We start from the raw sequence: 15,252 nt of genomic DNA, 5'->3' as shown, positions 1-15,252 counted from the left end.
TGGCGATGTTTTGATGCCGTGATCGCCAGTACGCACGCCTACAGAAACGGATGCCAGCAACGCAGGGTAGTAACGATACGTAGGGTGGATCGCGCTTCATCGATCCACCGGGGGGCGATCCACGGGGTGGCGGCCCACCGAGCGGAGCCAGGGTGGATGTAAAAAACGACATCCACCCTACAAGCGTCCGAACGCCGCGACTACACCGCGACCGGTGCCTTGATGTGCGGGTGGCTCTGGTAGCCCACCAGTTCGAAGTCCTCGAACGTGAAATCGAACAGGTCCTTCACCTGGGGATTGAGCTTCATCTGCGGCAGCGGCAGCGGCTCACGAGTGAGTTGCAGGTCGGTCTGCTCGATATGGTTGGCGTACAGGTGGCAATCACCGCCGCTCCAGATGAACTCGCCCGGTTGCAGGCCGGTGACCTGCGCCACCATCAGCGTCAACAGTGCGTAGCTGGCAATGTTGAAGGGCACGCCGAGGAAAATGTCCGCCGAGCGCTGGTACAGCTGGCAACTGAGCTTGCCGTCGGCGACGTAGAACTGGAACAGCGCATGGCACGGCGGCAGGGCCATCTGGTCAACCAGCGCCGGGTTCCACGCAGATACGATCAACCGACGCGAGTCCGGGTTGGTCTTGATCATCTGGATCAGCTTGGCGATCTGGTCGATGGACTCGCCATTGGGCGCCGGCCAGCTGCGCCACTGGTAGCCGTACACCGGGCCCAGTTCGCCGTTCTCGTCGGCCCACTCGTCCCAGATACGCACGCCGTTTTCCTGCAAGTACTTGATATTGGTATCGCCCTGCAGGAACCACAGCAACTCGTGAATGATGGATTTCAGGTGGCACTTCTTGGTGGTGACCAGCGGAAAGCCATCAGCCAGGTTGAAGCGCATCTGATGGCCGAACACGCTGTAGGTGCCGGTGCCGGTGCGGTCGCTCTTGAAGGTGCCGTGTTCGCGCACATGGCGCATCAGGTCGAGGTACTGTTTCATCGTTGACTCGTAAAAACGTGGCTGGGGCGCATGGTATCCCATGTGCCCCGGTTACGGCTTGAGCGGGTTAACGCCAACTGATCAGGCGTAGCGTGCGTCGCGTTTGTAAGCCCAGAGCATCATGCTGCCGCCCAGCAGGATCATCGGAATACACAGTACCTGGCCCATGGTCAGCCAGTCGAAGGCCAGATAGCCGAGCTGGGCATCCGGCACGCGGACAAACTCGACGATAAAGCGGAAGATGCCGTAGCACACCGCAAACAACCCGGACACCGCCATGGTCGGCCGTGGCTTGCGCGAATACAGCCAGAGGATGACGAACAGCGCCACGCCTTCCAGGGCGAACTGGTACAGCTGCGAGGGATGGCGCGCCAGTTGCTGCGGATCGGTGGGGAAGATCATCGCCCAGGGCAGATCGGTGGCCTTGCCCCAAAGCTCAGCATTGATGAAGTTGCCAATGCGTCCGGCACCCAGGCCAATCGGCACCAGCGGAGCGATGAAGTCCATCAGCTCAAAGAACGACTTGCCGTTGCGCCGGGCAAAGATCCAGCTGCACAGCAGCACGCCGATCAGCCCGCCATGGAACGACATGCCACCCTTCCACACCTGCAGGATCAGGCTCGGATCGTTCAGATAGGCCGCCAGGTCGTAGAACAGCACGTAGCCCAACCGCCCGCCGACGATCACCCCCATGGCCACCCAGAACACCAGGTCGGAGAGCTTCTCCTTGTTCCACTCTGGGGCGAAGCGCTGCACCCGGCGCGAGGCCAGCCACCAGGCGCCACCGATGCCAATCAGGTACATCAACCCGTACCAGTGGATTTTCAGCGGGCCGAGGGCGATGGCCACCGGGTCGATCTGCGGGTAAGGCAGCATGCAAGACTCCTTAAATCAGAAAACTGATGCCAACGGACAGCAGTAGTAGGGCAAACAGCCGCTTGAGCAACTTCGGCGACAACCGGTGCGCCAGCTGCGCGCCGAAACGGGCAAAGAACATGCTGGTCAGCGCGATGCCGAGCACAGCCGGCAAATAGACGTAACCGACACTCCACTCGGGGAGAGGTTCCACGTTCCAGCCCAGCACCATGAAACTCAGCGCACTGATCAGCGCGATCGGCAGGCCGCAGGCCGCCGAGGTGGCCACCGCCTGCTGCATGGGTACGCTGTTCCAGGCCAGGAAGGGCACGGTCAACGAACCGCCGCCGACGCCGATGATTGCCGAAACCCAACCAATCACCCCGCCGGCGGCGGTCAGTCCGGGCTTGCCCGGTACCTCGCGGTGGGCCTTGGGGCGCAGATCGAAGCCCATCTGGATGGCGATGCAGATGGCGAACACGCCAATGACCTTTTGCAGCAGCGGACCTTGCAGCGCCAAGGCGGTCAGCGCACCGAATACGCCGCCGACCAAAATGCCCAGGCTCAGCCAGACGAAGATCGGCCAGCGCACCGCGCCACGGCGGTGGTGCTCGCGAATCGAGCTGATCGAGGTGAACGCGATGGTGGCCAGCGAGGTGCCGACCGCCAGGTGGGTGAGCACTTCGGGTGCCACGCCCTGGGCGGTGAAGCTGAAGATCAGCACCGGGACGATGACCATCCCGCCACCGACCCCGAACAGGCCGGCCAGCACACCGGCGCAAGCACCAAGTACGAGATAGAGCGCGAATACCATGACAGCCCCCACGACGAAAGCGGCATGGTAGCGAACCCATGACGGGCTGACCACGCGAATGAAGAGATAGAAGGTTAATCCGCCCTGAGCGCGAACGCGCTTGCCGGCACGCCTCGGCTGCCATAGCGTGTAGGCGTCTCTCACACTGGAACCTGTCATGTGCCTGATCGTATTCGCCTGGCGCCCCGGCCATGCCTTGCCGTTGCTGGTCGCGGCCAATCGCGACGAATTCCATGCTCGTCCGAGCCTGCCCCTGGCCCGCTGGGAAGACGCGCCGAGCGTGTACGCCGGGCGCGATCTGGAAGCCGGTGGCACCTGGCTGGGGATCGGCGCTGGGGGTCGCTTTGCCGCGCTGACCAATATCCGCGACCCCGACCAGCCACAGGGGCTGCGCTCGCGCGGCGAATTGACCGCCACGTTCCTGAAGGGCGACCAGTCGCCGCTGGACTATCTGAACGGCTTGGCACGCCAGGCCACCCAGTACTCCGGCTTCAATTTGCTGGTCGGTGATCCTCGGCAATTGTGCTATTTCAATTCCCGCGAGGGCGAACCCCGTGTGTTGCCGGCCGGCATATACGGCCTGTCCAATGCCCGCCTGGACACGCCCTGGCCAAAACTGCAGCGTGCCAAACAAGCCCTGACCGAGTGCCTGGATGCTGCCGATAGCGAGCAGCTGTTGAAATTGCTGGCCGATCCACAGCCCGCTGCCGACGCCCAGTTGCCAGACACCGGTGTCGGCCTTGCCACCGAACGCTTGTTATCCAGTGTGTTTATCGCTGGCGCTCACTACGGCACGCGGGCCAGCACCACCTTGCTGGTAGCTGCCAACGGCCAGCGGGAAATGCGTGAGCGCAGCTTTGGGCCGGCTGGCGCTCACCTGGGTGAAGTCCGTCTCCAGCTGTAGGCCCCCGCGCAAGAAGCCTCAGCAGTTACCAACAGTTTTCCGGGAGAAATCTGTGGATAAGCTGTTGGATAAGCCCTTCAGGGCAGCGCTCATGCGGCCTCGCTGGCCTTAGGTCTTTTTCAGCCAACCCGTTGGTGCCTATGTTTCTCCATAACCTGGGCAAAAGCTGTGGGCCAGCGGTCAGCGCAGCGCTGTAGCCCTTGATTCCATCGGGTTACGACGGTGCGATGAGTTTTGACCCAGGTGGCGATTATCCCCTCGCACGCGTGATACAGGCCCGGTACGCGCCTGTTGGCAAGCCATCCCCAGAAGCCGTGGATCACCCTGTGGATAAGCTGTTTGTGGGCGGGCGAAATGCAGTCATCACGCAGTCTGGCGGTCACTGGTGGGGAATTGACCAGCCGCTCGACCAGGCCCGGAACACAGTTGAACAACATAACCGTCAAGCGCTCGCCGGATTAACCGCGAAGAAGCCAATGGCGGATGGTTGCAGTAATTATCAGTATTGATCTGGAGCAGTAACCGGCCCGCACAAACATGCCAAGGTTCTCCCCCTCTTCACACGTAGACCGGGCAACGCGGAACGTTCGCGGCATGCGCACCTGCAATTGAGCAGCATGCTTTGAGCAGGCTCCGGCAGCCCACATTACCTAGGGATACCTCGGGTCAATAACAATAATGACGACTCTTTTTGTGGCGCTTAGCAAGCGCTTGTCTTCGCTACTTCCCAGCGAGCTTCATGCGAGCGAAACGCCTCAGTTGCTCCTGCCACAACGGCATTCGCTGTTACTCAGCCAGCGCCGTGCAATGATGATCATCAATCGGGTACGGCTGTTCGCCTTTTTGTTCGCGGTACTCACGCCATTGTGGAGCATCGTCGACTTCATGGTCTTCAGTTACCCGTTATGGACCGGCCTGGCCATGTTCCGCCTCCTGGCCTGCGGGGCCTTTGCCAGCCTGTTGTTTATGTATCGGCCCAGCGGCCGTCTGACAGATGCCTACCTGGCCATCGCCATTCTGTTCGCCATCCCCACCTTGTTTTACATCGCCTCGCATACGTTGCTGCGCGGACACGAGCTGACCCAGTTCTCCGCAGCAGTGGCCACCGGCTACGCATTCTTGCCCTTCGTGCTGATGGCGGGATTGGCAATATTCCCCCTGACGCTGCTGGAAAATCTGCTGCTTGCCACCCTGCTGCTCATCGCCCAGGGGGTGGCCGGCTATATGAACTGGTCGACGTTGAACTGGCCGTCGTTTGCGGGTGGTTTCTGGCTGCTGATATTGATCGCCGGGGTGACGGCCTTGGCATCCATGAGCCAGTTGGCCTTCATGATCGCCCTGGTGCGTCAGGCCATCCGCGATCCGCTGACCGGCATCCTGTCCCGCGGCAGCGGAGAAGAAATTCTCGACCTGCAATGGAACCTCGTTGATCGCAGCAATGGCACCCTGGCGCTGGCCTTCATCGACCTTGACCATTTCAAGAGCATCAATGACACCTATGGCCATGAAGCCGGCGACCGCACCCTGCGCAACTTCACCGAGACCTTGACCGCCAAGCTACGCAGCTCCGACAGCCTGCTTCGCTGGGGAGGTGAAGAGTTTCTACTGCTCATGCCCAATACTGACCTTGCTCAGGCCAACCGTGCCTTGCAGCGCATCGTGAGCAACGGCCTTGGTCAGCGACCCGATGGCAAGCCGCTGACCGCCAGCATCGGGTTGGCCGAGCGCTGTCATGACCGTATCCGGACTCCTCAGGAGTTGCTCGAACGGGCCGACCAACGCATGTACTTGGCCAAAAGCAACGGGCGCAATCAAGTGGTGTGCAGCGACTCGCCAGAGACACAGCAGGCAACCGACGCACCTGCGCTCACCGCCAGCGTCTAACGGGCTACGGTTACAGCCGCCTTGCCCGCCGTGCGATCGGCACGCCCACCCAGGTACCAACCCAGCACGCCCCATACCGCCGCACACACCGCACCGACCAGGGCGATCAGTGTCGTGCCCTGGCCCAGCGTATCCAGCGCGCTCTTGACCCAGGCACTGAGCACGTCACCGCCGCGATAAACCACGGTGTCGATGACGTTTTTCGCCTTGTACTTGCTCTCGGCGTCCAGCGGTGCGAAGAGCATTTCCCGACCGGGTCGGATAAAGGCGTATTCGCCGATGCGCCGTACAATCATCAGCCCCGCCAGCATGGCAAATACCGGCGCCAGCGCCAGACCGAGAAACCCCAGGCACACCAGTGCCGGCACGGCCGTCAGCAGCACCCTGATGCCCAGCTGCTGGGCAACCCGTCCGGTAACGAACAGCTGTGCCAGTAATGCACCGGCCTGGACAGTGAAATCAATGGCGCCGAACACCCGCACTTGGGTATCCCGCTCAGGGAACAATTCAGCCACCAGGCGTGCCTGCTCGAAATACAAAAACGTGGTGACCGTGGCCAGCAGGATCACGAAGCTAGAGATACCCAGCAAGTAGCGCGAGCCAAGCACGCGAGTCAGGCCACTGAACGGATTGCCCGGCACCGGCTTGCGGGTATGTTCCGTCTGGGGCGCACCCGGGCGCCCGGCGCCGCCGCGCTCTCGCCACCCCATCAGGTAATGCTTGAACCCCACCGCCAGGAGCAACAACGCGGCAGCCAGGGCCATCAGCCCGGCTTCGCCCAGCGCGCCGATCAGCAGCGCGCTGAACGCCGGCCCCGCCAGCCCGCCGACACTCGCCCCCGCGGCAATGAACGCAAACAGCCGCTTCGCCTGGCGAGCGTCGAACACATCGGCCATCAGGCTCCAGGCCACCGACACCACGAACAGGTTGTACACCGAGATCCACACGTAAAAGGCGCGCGCCAGCCAGACGCTGTCGCGCAGCACGGCGAACAGCCCGGCAAACAGCAACAGGTTCAGGCCGAAGAAGCCGTACACCCAATCGATGTAGTGAATGCGCGCCACCGTCGAGTTGAGCCAGGCAAACACCGGCACCGCCAGCAACATGGCCACGAAGGTGGCGGTAAACAGCCATTGCAGGTTTTCCACCCCACCCTGAATGCCCATGGATTCGCGGATCGGCCGCAGCATGAAATACCCGGCGAACAGGCAGAAGAACAGTGCAAAACCCGCCAGTGCCGGCCAGAACTCACCCGCTTCGGCGTTGATCAGACGCGCCAGGCGTGATGGTGACGTAGCGTCAGGCATGCAGTCGCTCCCAAAGCCTAGCGGTCAGTGCGTGGCACCTTATGCAAACGCCTCGACGATCCGCGCCCGCTGCTGTGCATCCGGCAAGCGGCCCTGGCCGGCCAGCAGGTTGTCGGCCATGTAGCGCGGAGTAGACGTGGCCGGGATGACCGCGGTGACCGCCGGCTCGGCAAGGATGAATTTGAGCAGCAGCTGCGCCCAGGAGGTGGCATCGATCTCGATGGCCCAATCCGGCAGCGGACGGTCCCTGACCCGCGACAGCAGATTGCCGCGCGTAAAGGGTCGGTTGATCAGCGTGGCGATGCCATGGTCCGCGCAATACGGCAGCAGGCGCTTTTGCGCATTGCGCTCGGCAACCGAGTAATTGACCTGCATGAAATCGATACCCGGCTCGCGCTGCAGCACGGCCAACAGCTCATCATGGGCCGACTCGCTGGAATGGGTAATGCCCACATAGCGCACGCGGCCTTGCTCTTTGAGTTCGCGCAGCATCTGCAGCTGAGTGGCAGTGTCCTGCAGGTTGTGAACCTGGATCAGGTCGACCTTATCGGTCTGCAAGGCCTTGAAGCTCGCCTCGACCTGCCGGCGTCCGGCCTCGCGCCCCGTGGAGGACACCTTGGTGGCGAGAAATACCTTGTCGCGCGCCGCCATTCGCTGCACCAGCTCGCCCGTCACGCGTTCGGCGTTGCCGTAGCTGGGCGCCGTGTCAATCACCCGCGCCCCGCCGTTGACCAGGGCTTGCAGCACCTCGATCAGCGGTTGCAGGTCGTCATCATCAAGCCCGACGTTATGGGTGCGCGAGGTGCCCAGGCCGATCACCGGCAGCATCTCGCCTGACGAGGGAATCTTGCGCTGCAACAGGCCCTGCCCGGGCACTGTGGCGGCTGCCAACCACGGCGGCAGGGCGGCCAGCGCTGCGGCAAGGGCGCTGTACTGGAGAAAGTGACGACGCTTGTGCATGGAAACCTCCGGTGTGTGGCCCACGGACTCCTCGCAGCCCGTCCAATACAGCACCGACACACGTGCGCGCGTAGCGTTCCGTGAGCCGTTAACTCACCGGAAAAACACCCGACCCGTTGCGCCATTTATGCAGTAGCTTCTGCGCATTTCTTCAGCCAATCAATTACCACCTGCACCCGCTTGGGCATGGGTTCGCGGTGCGGGTGGACGAGGAAATACTCGTAGCGGCCCGGCTGGGTAAAACCGCCCAGCGGAAGCACCAGCTCGCCGTGATCCAGATGCTGTTGCACCAGGCGCTGTCGACCCAGTGCGATTCCGGCACCGTGCATGGCGGCGCTTACGCACAGGTCGGAGCGATCAAAGGTCAGGCTTTTGGCAGGCAACCCATCCAGCTGGCCGTTATGGTGTGCCCATAAGCGCCACTCTGCATCGAACGCCGCATTTTCCCAGGCCTGAGAATCGTGCAGCAGTGTGCAGTCACGGAGATTTTCGGGTTGTTCCAGCAGGCGGTGCTTGCGAGCGTATGTCGGGCTACAGATCGGCGCGATACGCTCATCCATCAGCCTGTGGCTGACCAGGCCTGGGAACTCGCCGTTGGCATACAGCAAGAGCAAATCGACCGTCTGCGTACGGAAATCAATGCTGTCGTTGCCGACACGGATATCCAGTGCGATCTGCGGGTAGCGCTCGTGAAAGTCGGCCAAGCGGGGAACCAGCCAGCACGCCGCGACCGACGGGTGAGAATACAGCGCGACCGAACCGGACACCTCGGAGCCCGGGGACTGCTGCACGGCCTCGCTCAGCTGGTCGATGACCCCTTGCAGGATCAAGAAGACGCGCTCCCCTTCCTCGGTGAGCCGCACCTTGCGTGTCAACCGCTCGAACAGGCGCAGCGACAGGGCCTGCTCAAGCCGACGGATGCGGTGACTGACAGCGCTTGGCGTAAGACACAGCTCCTGGGCGGCCAGTGAAAAGCTCAAATGTCGCGCGGCCACCCAGAACGTATGCAGGTTGGCGAACTGCGCACTGTTGAGACTCGCGCCCAATCGGGGAGGCAGGTTCAGCATCGCTTGAATTCTCCGCTAGCGGCACGTGCGATCCCGTACGCAGGGGCCAAGCCGGACGATGAAGTTACCGCTCAGCCAGAAGTGCTCGGCCCTTTTCCAGGTAGGCGTTCATTTCCTCGCGAGGCACCATGCTGCCCCCGGTTCCCCAGATCAGGTGAGTGGCATTGGCCAGACGGCGCTCGGATAGCTGCAGGCGTTCCCGGTAGCCCTGCCGCTCCGTTAAAACCCGAATCATTCCCGGCACGCCGGCCACCGCAGAAGGCTCCAGCCTGATGCCTTCGGTCGACTCGAGCAACGCCAGCAGGCGGTACAACTCATCGTCGTCAACGGTGTAGTAGCCATCGATCAGGCGCTGCATGGATCGGCCCACGAAGCCGGAGGGGCGGCCCACCGCCAGACCATCGGCAGCCGTGAGGTTATCGATGCCGAAATCGTACACGGACACGGCATCATGCAACCCGGTATAGACGCCCAGCAGCATGCAAGGCGAGTGGGTCGGCTCAGCAAAGATGCAGTGCACGGCGTCGCCAAAAAGGTGCTTCAAGCCGAAGGCGACGCCTCCCGGGCCGCCACCGACACCGCAGGGCAAATAGACGAACAACGGGTGCTCTTCATCGACGCGTACGCCTGCGGCCGTCAGTTGCTGCTGCAGACGTTCGGCCACGACCGCATAGCCGAGAAAGAGGTTGACCGAGTTTTCGTCATCCACAAAGTGGCAACGCGGGTCGGCTTCGGATTGCTTGCGGCCCTGTTCAACCGCCACGCTGTAGTCGGACTCATATTCCATGACGGTCACGCCGCGCGCGCGCAGTTCGTCCTTCTTCCATTGTCGCGCGTCAGCCGACATATGCACCGTGGCCTGAAACCCCAGGCGCGCACTCATGATCCCGATCGAGAGCCCGAGATTGCCGGTCGACCCGACCGCAACGCTGTACTGGGAAAAGAAATCCCGCGCTTGCTGGCTGTCCAGTTTCGCGTAATCGTCGCCAGGTTTGAGCAGGCCGGCGGCCAGTGCCAGATCCTCGGCGTGCTTGAGCACTTCATAGATACCCCCGCGCGCCTTGATCGAGCCGGAGATGGGCAACTGGTTATCGGCCTTGAGCCACAGCGCGCCACCTGACGGCACGTCATGGCCGGTCGTCAGCGCGGCCTGCAGCGTGGGCAGCGGAACCAACGGGGATTCGATGATGCCCTGGTGTTCACGGGTTTCCGGAAATACGGAACGGATATAAGGCGCGAAGCGTTTCAGCCGAGCGCTGGCGTCTTCGATATCGGCGGCGCTTACCGGCACATCGGCCAAGGCATCGGCGCTGGCTGCCAGTGCGGGGTTGAACCACGTGGTTTCTTGCAGGTTGATCAACTCGGCGATCAGGGGATGGCTTTGGCACCATTGAGCAATCGTTTTATCCAGGATCATGAGGGGTACTCCAGACAATTAAGTTGGCCTTCATATCACCGGGCCGGAAACGTTATTCTGGCGCAGGATTTCACCCGGTGACGGTCGATGCAGGCGATTAAGCACCGCGGACTCGCCCGTTACAAACGATGTTTTTAGACCCCTATGGATGATCCAGCGTCATCCGTAGACCTGATTGCCCAAGGAAATGTTCTACTGTTTCAGGCTGACGTTTAATCCCACTGCAGCTTTTCTACCGCTTCCCGCACCTGCGCGTAGGGGTAGTTCTCCAGTGCTCCGAAGCCCGCGATTCCCTTGGCCTTGAGCGTGGTAAACAACGGCACGCTGATGCCGACGAGAAAGCGGGTCAGGCATTCGCTGCTGGGCTCACCGCCTTTCGCGGCCTGATAGCGCGTGCGGAACGGGCCGCTCACACTGGGCAGCGCGTAATCGCTCAGCGGCTGCAACGGGGGCGGCTCCGGCAAGTGCGCAATGTGCCCCTGACACACTGAACAGTGCCCACAGTGGTGCGGTGCGGCCAGATCGCCAAAATAACCAGCCAGACGCTGGCTCAGGCACTGCTCGCTGGCGAACAGATCGAGCATGGCGCGAATACGGTCGATTTCGCTGGCTTCGTGTTGTTTGAAATACGCATGCAGCTCGCCACTCAATGCAGCGGTATCGAAACGGCTGTCGAGCACGGCGTAGACTTCGGTCATCTGCTTGCTTTCCAGCTCGATCCAGCCCTTCTCCTGAAACCAGTCCAGCGCCTTGACCACACGACTGCGTTCAGCGCGATGTAGGTTGTAGAGCTGCTCGAAATCCACCGTGCACCAGGTGCGTGCCCGCTGCGAGGTGTTAACGATGGCCTCGACGAACTGCCGGCGCTCGCCGTCGAAGTTGGCCAGCAGCGCCTCGGCGTCGATCAGGTACTTGAACCGGTAGTCGGCAAAGTAGGCGTAACGCGGGGTAATGATGCCGCGCAGCTCCAGCTGAACCAGCAAGGTTTTCAGCGGCAGCAGGCGGATATTGCTCTGGGTGGAAAGCGTGTTGAGCATCAGCTCCCACTCGCCGTCCGACGCAGCGCGGCGAATCTCTTCCAGCACGAACTGAATGCCCTCGCGCTCCGGCGTATCGCCATAGACGAAGTTCTCCAGCACGTTCAGGCTGTCGCGGTTGGCCAGTACCAGGCACTCGGACGGCAAACCGTCGCGCCCGGCGCGGCCGATTTCCTGGCTGTAGTTTTCGATGGATTTGGGCAAGTCGAAATGCACCACGTTGCGGATATCGCTCTTGTCGATACCCATGCCGAACGCGATGGTGGCCACGATGCAGCGGCTCTGTCCGGCCATGAAGCCGCGCTGAATCGCCTCGCGCCGCTCGTGGGGCAGGCCCGCATGGTAAGCCTGGGCTGTGATGCCTTGCTGGCTCAGGAACTCGGCCACCTGTTCCGCGGTTTTTTGTTGAGTGACGTAGACGATACTCGCTTGTTCACGACGTGCCGACAGCCAGTGGCCGAGCCAGGACAGCTTGGCGCGGCCGGCCAGTGGCTCGATGCGCAGGTTGAGGTTGGGTCGGTAAAAACCGGTGGTGACCACGTCCGCCTCAGCGATGGCAAATTTGCCACGCATGTCGGCAATCACCGGTGGCGTGGCGGTGGCGGTCAGCAGCAGCACCTGGGGTATGGCGAACTGACGCTGGTAGTCCGGCAATTTGAGGTAATCGGGGCGAAAATTATGGCCCCATTCGGAAATGCAGTGCGCCTCGTCGATGACGAGCAAGGAGATCGGCACCTGCTGGATAAAACTACGGAAGCGCTCGTTCTTGAGCCGCTCGACCGAAATCATCAGGATCTTCAGCTCACCGGCCTTGGCCTTGGCCATGGTCTCGCTGACCTGTTCGCGGCTTTGCGCCGAATCGATGCTGGCCGCACTGATGCCGTGCCTGCGCAAAAAAGCCAGTTGGTCCTGCATCAGGGCCAGCAAGGGCGAGACCACCAGGGTCAGGTGCGGCAGGCGCAACGCCGGCAACTGGTAACACAGCGATTTACCCGAGCCTGTGGGGAAGATAGCTGCCGCCGAGCGACCTGCCAGCACCGCACCGATCGCGGCTTCCTGGCCAGGGCGAAATTGCACATAACCGAACACGCGCTCAAGCGTTTGATACATAGCTGTCACTCCGAGGACTCAACGAGGCCGATGACCATAGCCCAGGGTGTGGTCCTGAGAGGCTGAAACGCAAAAGCCGCCCGAAGGCGGCCTTTGCGGAGCGCGAAAATCACGCTTAGAGCTGCGGACCCGCTGCCTTGATGGCGTCGCTGACGTCGAACTTCTTGAAGTTCTCGGTGAACAGCTTGGCCAGGGACTTGGCAGCTTCGTCGTAGGCAGCCTTGTCAGCCCAGGTGTTGCGCGGGTTGAGCAGGGCGGTTTCGACGCCGGCGACAGCCTTCGGCACGTCCAGGTTAATGATCGGCAGGTGCTCGGTCTCGGCATTCACCAGCGCACCGCTCTGGATCGCTGCGATCACCGCACGGGTGGTGGGGATGTTGAAGCGCTTGCCAACGCCGTAACCGCCGCCGGTCCAGCCGGTATTGACCAGGTACACCTTGGAGCCGAAGGCCTGGATACGCTTGATCAGCAGCTCGGCGTAGACGCCGGCCGGACGCGGGAAGAACGGCGCGCCGAAGCAGGTGGAGAACGTCGACTTGATGCCGGCGCCCGAGCCCATTTCGGTGGAACCGACCAGGGCGGTGTAGCCGGAAAGGAAGTGGTAAGCCGCCTGCTCGTTGTTGAGGATCGACACCGGCGGCAGCACGCCCGTCAGGTCGCAGGTCAGGAAGATCACTGCATTGGGCTCGCCGCCCAGGTTCGCTACAGAACGCTTCTCGACGTGTTCCAGCGGGTAGGCGGCGCGGCTGTTCTGGGTCAGGCTGTCGTCGGCATAATCCGGCTCGCGGTTTTCGTCGAGGACGACGTTTTCCAGCACAGCACCGAACTTGATCGCCTTCCAGATCACCGGCTCGTTCTTCTCAGACAGGTCGATGCACTTGGCATAGCAACCGCCTTCGATGTTGAACACCACACCTTCGCCCCAGCCGTGCTCGTCGTCGCCGATCAGGAAGCGGCTTTCGTCGGCGGACAAGGTGGTCTTGCCGGTGCCCGACAGACCGAAGAACAGGGTGACGTCTCCCTCTTCGCCAATGTTGGCGGCGCAGTGCATGGGCAGCACGTCTTTTTCCGGCAGCAGGAAGTTCTGCACGGAGAACATGGCCTTCTTCATCTCGCCGGCGTAACGCATACCGGCGATCAGCACTTTTTTCGCTGCGAAGTTGATGACCACGCAACCGTCGGAGTTGGTGCCGTCACGCTCGGGCACGCACTCGAAATTGGAAACGTTCAGCACCTGCCACTCGGCTTTGCCGGTCGGGTTGTAGGTTTCCGGGTTGATGAACAGCTGGCGGCCGAACAGGTTCTGCCAGGCAGTGGCAGTGACCATCTTCACCGGCAGGTAGTGCTCTTCGGCAGAGCCGACATGCACATGGGATACGAAGTGATCCTGAGCATTGTTGAAGGCTACAACGCGGTCCCACAGGGCATCGAACTTGTCGGCCGGGAACGGACGGTTGATGGCGCCCCAGGCAATCTGGTCCTGGGTGCTCGGCTCTTCAACGATATAGCGATCAGCCGGGGAACGACCAGTACGGTGACCGGTGCGGACAACCAAAGAACCATTGGCGGCCAGTTCACCCTCGCCGCGGCGAAGGGCTTCTTCGACCAGCTGCGCAGTACTAATGGCGGTGTACACGGTATTGTTGGTTTGCGTCATGTGTCTTTGTCGGCAAGCGCCGAGCCCTCTCTATGCATTATGTAGTGGACCCCGAGACCCACTACAGAGAAAAAAGTGCGGTGGATTATGCCAGACATGCAGCATTTTAGGGAGCGCCCAGCTGTGCACGCACTCCTGCGACCCTGGCTGACAAGATCCCCAACACCAGCCTGGCCTACCTGCCCCAATCAGTGACGAGTATCTGACGGCGCCTGACTGCCTCCGCCGGCAAACAGCTGGGCGAGGTCGGCGGCATCGAAGACATAATGCTGGTTGCAAAACTGACAATCGATCGAGACCTGTCCGCCCTGCTCCTCGATCAGCCGGCGCAGATCCTCTTCGCCCAGGCTGATCAGTGCCTTGGCCGAACGCTCACGCGAGCAACTGCACTCAAAGCGCAACGCGTTTGGCTCGAACACGCGCACGGTTTCCTCATGATAGAGGCGATGCAGCAAGGTTTCGTTGTCCAATCCGAGAAGCTCCTCGGTGGTCAGTGTATCCGCCAAGGTGGTCAGGTGCTGCCAACTGTTGGTCCGTGCCTCCGGATCCTTCAAGCGGTCGGCCGGCAGTGCCTGCAACATGAATCCGCGCGCACGGCGTGTATCGGCCTTGAGCCAAAAACGGGTCGGCAACTGCTCAGAATTGGCGAAATAAACGCTCAGGCACTCCGCCAGATCAGCACCTTCAAGGGCAACGATCCCCTGATAACGCTGACCTTCGCGGGGGTCGACTGTCATGGCCAACACACCTTCAGGCATCAATTCGCGCAGGCCCACATCAGGCTCGATCTGATCGGCGTGAAAACGTGCAATACCGCGTATCTCGCGCTCGCTGGAGCACTCCACCATCAGCAGCGGCACAGCGCCGGAAGAACGCGCCTGCAGCACCAGCAAGCCGTCGAACTTCAAAGTACCCACCAGCAGTGCCGCCGCTGCCATCAGCTCACCGAGCAGGAGTGCAACCGGCTCCGGATAGGCATGCTTGGCCAGCACATGCTGATAGCTGTCGTTCAGGGCAACCATCTCGCCGCGAACATCGGTGTCATCAAACAAAAAACGTTGACTGAAATCTGGATCGTGCATACGGGCCACGCGAAAAAGGGCAGCGACCAGCGCTACGCGATGAACTTGAATCAACAGCAAAGTCACGCCGTTGGAGAAACGTGAATTCTAGGGAGAAATTCCCATGCTTCCAAGCGGACGCCGACCCGAGATCGCTCGGTTACCGCCTGTCGGAACTCAATTC

At 61.6% G+C, this 15,252-nt stretch carries 13 protein-coding genes; 3 read left to right on the top strand and 10 right to left on the bottom strand.

Annotated elements, in window-relative coordinates; all coding sequences use genetic code 11:
* Positions 1-200 precede the first annotated feature (200 nt).
* The 3 genes from ACTV8E_RS01790 to ACTV8E_RS01780 form a co-directional block, all read right to left on the bottom strand.
* Positions 201-995: a thymidylate synthase gene (locus ACTV8E_RS01790; protein ID WP_273538201.1), complete on the bottom strand. Its 795-nt coding sequence runs from the start codon at positions 993-995 to the stop codon at positions 201-203.
* Between the two features lie 81 nt (positions 996-1,076).
* Positions 1,077-1,871 (bottom strand): prolipoprotein diacylglyceryl transferase, encoded by a 795-nt coding sequence (gene lgt / locus ACTV8E_RS01785; protein ID WP_273538202.1) that lies wholly within the window; start codon positions 1,869-1,871, stop codon positions 1,077-1,079.
* 10 nt (positions 1,872-1,881) lie between these two features.
* Positions 1,882-2,664: a sulfite exporter TauE/SafE family protein gene (locus ACTV8E_RS01780; protein WP_443198329.1), complete on the bottom strand. Its 783-nt coding sequence runs from the start codon at positions 2,662-2,664 to the stop codon at positions 1,882-1,884.
* Between the two features lie 157 nt (positions 2,665-2,821).
* Between ACTV8E_RS01780 and ACTV8E_RS01775 the strand changes: the two genes are divergently transcribed.
* From ACTV8E_RS01775 to ACTV8E_RS01765, 3 genes are all read left to right on the top strand, one after another.
* The gene (locus ACTV8E_RS01775) at positions 2,822-3,568 is read left to right on the top strand and encodes an NRDE family protein (protein WP_251835717.1); all 747 of its coding nucleotides are present in this window, start codon (positions 2,822-2,824) and stop codon (positions 3,566-3,568) included.
* A 326-nt stretch (positions 3,569-3,894) separates the two neighbouring features.
* Positions 3,895-4,077 carry a hypothetical protein gene (locus tag ACTV8E_RS01770; RefSeq protein WP_443198263.1) on the top strand — a complete coding sequence of 61 codons (183 nt, stop codon included), beginning with the start codon at positions 3,895-3,897 and terminating at the stop codon, positions 4,075-4,077.
* Between the two features lie 169 nt (positions 4,078-4,246).
* On the top strand, positions 4,247-5,452 hold the full coding sequence (locus ACTV8E_RS01765; protein WP_443198262.1) for a diguanylate cyclase: 1,206 nt from the start codon (positions 4,247-4,249) through the stop codon (positions 5,450-5,452).
* Here the strand turns inward: ACTV8E_RS01765 and ACTV8E_RS01760 are convergent.
* The 7 genes from ACTV8E_RS01760 to hslO form a co-directional block, all read right to left on the bottom strand.
* Positions 5,449-6,759 carry an NTP/NDP exchange transporter gene (locus tag ACTV8E_RS01760; RefSeq protein ID WP_251835714.1) on the bottom strand — a complete coding sequence of 437 codons (1,311 nt, stop codon included), beginning with the start codon at positions 6,757-6,759 and terminating at the stop codon, positions 5,449-5,451. The two genes, ACTV8E_RS01765 and ACTV8E_RS01760, sit on opposite strands and share 4 nt — an antisense overlap.
* Positions 6,760-6,798: 39 nt before the next feature.
* On the bottom strand, positions 6,799-7,719 hold the full coding sequence (locus ACTV8E_RS01755) for an aldo/keto reductase (protein ID WP_443198261.1): 921 nt from the start codon (positions 7,717-7,719) through the stop codon (positions 6,799-6,801).
* 125 nt (positions 7,720-7,844) lie between these two features.
* A complete protein-coding gene (dsdC, locus tag ACTV8E_RS01750; protein WP_443198260.1) occupies positions 7,845-8,786 on the bottom strand; it encodes a DNA-binding transcriptional regulator DsdC in 942 nt (313 codons plus the stop codon).
* Between the two features lie 64 nt (positions 8,787-8,850).
* Positions 8,851-10,203, bottom strand: coding sequence for a D-serine ammonia-lyase (dsdA, locus tag ACTV8E_RS01745; RefSeq protein WP_443198259.1), 1,353 nt, complete (start codon positions 10,201-10,203; stop codon positions 8,851-8,853).
* A 212-nt stretch (positions 10,204-10,415) separates the two neighbouring features.
* Positions 10,416-12,350, bottom strand: coding sequence for a RecQ family ATP-dependent DNA helicase (locus ACTV8E_RS01740; protein WP_443198258.1), 1,935 nt, complete (start codon positions 12,348-12,350; stop codon positions 10,416-10,418).
* Positions 12,351-12,465: 115 nt separating this feature from the next.
* Positions 12,466-14,007 carry a phosphoenolpyruvate carboxykinase gene (locus ACTV8E_RS01735; protein ID WP_443198257.1) on the bottom strand — a complete coding sequence of 514 codons (1,542 nt, stop codon included), beginning with the start codon at positions 14,005-14,007 and terminating at the stop codon, positions 12,466-12,468.
* Positions 14,008-14,195: 188 nt separating this feature from the next.
* Positions 14,196-15,089: an Hsp33 family molecular chaperone HslO gene (gene hslO / locus ACTV8E_RS01730; RefSeq protein ID WP_251835708.1), complete on the bottom strand. Its 894-nt coding sequence runs from the start codon at positions 15,087-15,089 to the stop codon at positions 14,196-14,198.
* Positions 15,090-15,252 lie beyond the last annotated feature (163 nt).

Origin of the sequence: Pseudomonas sp. B392_1p, assembly GCF_052245235.1 — a bacterium.
Lineage (GTDB): Bacteria > Pseudomonadota > Gammaproteobacteria > Pseudomonadales > Pseudomonadaceae > Serpens > Serpens gallinarum.
This window is presented reverse-complemented; position numbering and strand designations above follow the sequence as displayed.

Excerpts from the sequence above, each read along its gene's own strand:
- ACTV8E_RS01790 (WP_273538201.1), bottom strand. The coding sequence starts at position 995 with ATGAAACAGTACCTCGACCTGATGCGCCATGTGCGCGAACACGGCACC.
- hslO (WP_251835708.1), bottom strand. The coding sequence starts at position 15,089 with ATGCACGATCCAGATTTCAGTCAACGTTTTTTGTTTGATGACACCGAT.
- ACTV8E_RS01760 (WP_251835714.1), bottom strand. The coding sequence starts at position 6,759 with ATGCCTGACGCTACGTCACCATCACGCCTGGCGCGTCTGATCAACGCC.
- ACTV8E_RS01755 (WP_443198261.1), bottom strand. The coding sequence starts at position 7,719 with ATGCACAAGCGTCGTCACTTTCTCCAGTACAGCGCCCTTGCCGCAGCG.
- ACTV8E_RS01765 (WP_443198262.1), top strand. The coding sequence starts at position 4,247 with ATGACGACTCTTTTTGTGGCGCTTAGCAAGCGCTTGTCTTCGCTACTT.
- dsdC (WP_443198260.1), bottom strand. The coding sequence starts at position 8,786 with ATGCTGAACCTGCCTCCCCGATTGGGCGCGAGTCTCAACAGTGCGCAG.
- ACTV8E_RS01775 (WP_251835717.1), top strand. The coding sequence starts at position 2,822 with ATGTGCCTGATCGTATTCGCCTGGCGCCCCGGCCATGCCTTGCCGTTG.
- dsdA (WP_443198259.1), bottom strand. The coding sequence starts at position 10,203 with ATGATCCTGGATAAAACGATTGCTCAATGGTGCCAAAGCCATCCCCTG.
- lgt (WP_273538202.1), bottom strand. The coding sequence starts at position 1,871 with ATGCTGCCTTACCCGCAGATCGACCCGGTGGCCATCGCCCTCGGCCCG.
- ACTV8E_RS01740 (WP_443198258.1), bottom strand. The coding sequence starts at position 12,350 with ATGTATCAAACGCTTGAGCGCGTGTTCGGTTATGTGCAATTTCGCCCT.
- ACTV8E_RS01735 (WP_443198257.1), bottom strand. The coding sequence starts at position 14,007 with ATGACGCAAACCAACAATACCGTGTACACCGCCATTAGTACTGCGCAG.
- ACTV8E_RS01780 (WP_443198329.1), bottom strand. The coding sequence starts at position 2,664 with ATGGTATTCGCGCTCTATCTCGTACTTGGTGCTTGCGCCGGTGTGCTG.